We start from the raw sequence: 1,911 nt of genomic DNA, 5'->3' as shown, positions 1-1,911 counted from the left end.
TCATAGATCTTGTGTACCAGCGGCGGCGCAACGCCATTCTGGCCAGCCGCATTCACCCCATGGCAAGTTGCACATTTGGCTTCGAAAGCCCGTTTGCCGATCTGCGCATCGGATGAAAATTCCGCCGGCAAGGCGACCTGAACGATAGCTGCGCCGTTTTGCACGCCCCGCTTATCGGTCGATGTCATGCTGCCCCCCTGCGGGCCTGGAGCCGGTCGGGATGCATTCCACACGTACCCTGCGCCGCCCAGGAAGATGATTGCGGCGATGGCAAAGGCTGTCTTGTTCATATGCTTCGTCTTTCCTGTCCCTTTTTGCGATCCCGTCCCCGTTCAAGGGGCTGCATTCATCAGAATGCTTAAGCACGGTTCCAGCGCTGGAAGGTCAATGGAGCGGGACCTGACAAGGCCGTGAATTTTGTATCGGTTTGTAACGGCAGCCAAGCAGTGCGATCCGACCGGGCGCGGAGCGACGAAGCCACCCAGCGCCAGTTGGTAAAGGTCAGCCGGGCCTGCCACCGCATCGAGACGGGCAGCAGGGTCCGGCGCACCGGAAGTCAGTCTTCCAATGCTTTCTTGCGCCGTGCGTATTCGTCTTCGTCGATCTCGCCCTTCGCAAGGCGCTGGCGCAGGATTTCCATCGCGTCGTTGCGCGAACCGTCCTTTTGCCCCTCGGACAACCAGCGCACGGCAAACACGATCCCCACGATGATGACGGCCCAGAAAAGCAACATCATCAGACCACCGAAAATGCCGTAACCGCCGCCCCACATCATGTGGCCATAGCGACCGTGCCAGTCACCATCGACATCCGCCAGGGCCGCCGTCGCGGTCAGCGCCGGGAGGCCGAAAACGATCAGGGAAATTATGCGTTTCATGTCATGTTCCTTTCAGTTGCGTTCGAGTCAGAGTCCATTGGAATGGTTAAGGTTGCGACAAGCCCGCCTTCGGGCCGGTTCGCCAGTGCGATGTCGCCGCCATGGCCTCGCAGGATCGTCCGGGCAGTTGCAAGGCCGAGCCCGTGCCCCCCGGTTTCAAGAGAACGGGACTTCTCGAGCCGGAAATACGGTTCGAACACCCGCTCCAGTTCTTCGTCAGGAATACCAGGCCCTTGGTCGATCACCTGAACGACAACGTTTTCGCCATCCTGACCAAAGGAAACTCGTGCTCCGCCGCCATATCGCTCCGCGTTCTCGATGACATTGCGCAATGCCCGGCGCATCGCGTTGGGACGCAGGCGCAGATAGACCGGTGCGCCGTCATCCAGTTCGAACCCGTCGAGCATGTCCTTGCGCAACTGCGCCAGAAACACCTTCAGGTCCACGGTTTCGGAGGTCTCGGATGTCGCCAGCCCCCGCGCGAAGGCCAGCGTCGCCTCGACCATGCCCTGCATTTCCTCGATCGAGGCGATCAGGCTTTCGCGGGTTTCATCCTCATCGACCATTTCGGCCCGCACACGCATTGCAGTCAGCGGCGAGCGCAGGTCGTGACCAAGCGCGGCCAAAACCCGGGTCCGGTCGGCCACGAAGCGCGTCAGCCGTTCCTGCATCCGGTTGAACGTTGCCGTCAGGTCGCGCACTTCCGACGGCCCGACAGCCGGCAGCGTCACCGCCTCTTCGCCACGGCCAAGCCCGTCGGCAGCCTGCGACAAGCGCCGCAACGGCCCGGTGAGCCGGGTCAGAAGAAACCAGAACATCGCAATCAGGATCATCGCTGCGGTCAAGCTGAAGGTCAGCGTTGACAGCCAGGGCCATTGCAGCGGCGGGCGTTCGAACCGCGTCCCCACGTTCAGCCATTGCCCGTTCGAAAGTGCGATCGACAGGTTCATTTCGACTGCCGCCAACTCACCGCGCATCATGGCCAGGTGCATTTCCGCCATTTCCGGGGAAAGATGCGGCAAAGGCAGGATTGC

3 protein-coding genes are annotated in these 1,911 nt (G+C 61.4%); all 3 read right to left on the bottom strand.

From position 1 onward, the window contains the following. Nucleotides 1-290, bottom strand: a 290-nt coding sequence (locus tag IT775_RS21125; protein WP_212703228.1) for a c-type cytochrome, incomplete at its 3' end; no start/stop codon positions are given. A gap of 266 nt (nucleotides 291-556) precedes the next feature. After that, entirely contained in the window at nucleotides 557-877 is a 321-nt protein-coding gene (locus IT775_RS21120; protein ID WP_212703227.1) for an SHOCT domain-containing protein, read from the bottom strand. Then, nucleotides 874-1,911: ATP-binding protein (locus tag IT775_RS21115; RefSeq protein ID WP_212703226.1), on the bottom strand; the 1,038-nt coding region annotated here is incomplete at its 5' end. The genes IT775_RS21120 and IT775_RS21115, both read right to left, overlap by 4 nt.

Source organism: Thalassovita aquimarina, assembly GCF_018219815.1.
In the GTDB taxonomy this organism is placed as follows: domain Bacteria; phylum Pseudomonadota; class Alphaproteobacteria; order Rhodobacterales; family Rhodobacteraceae; genus Thalassobius; species Thalassobius aquimarinus.
This window is presented reverse-complemented; position numbering and strand designations above follow the sequence as displayed.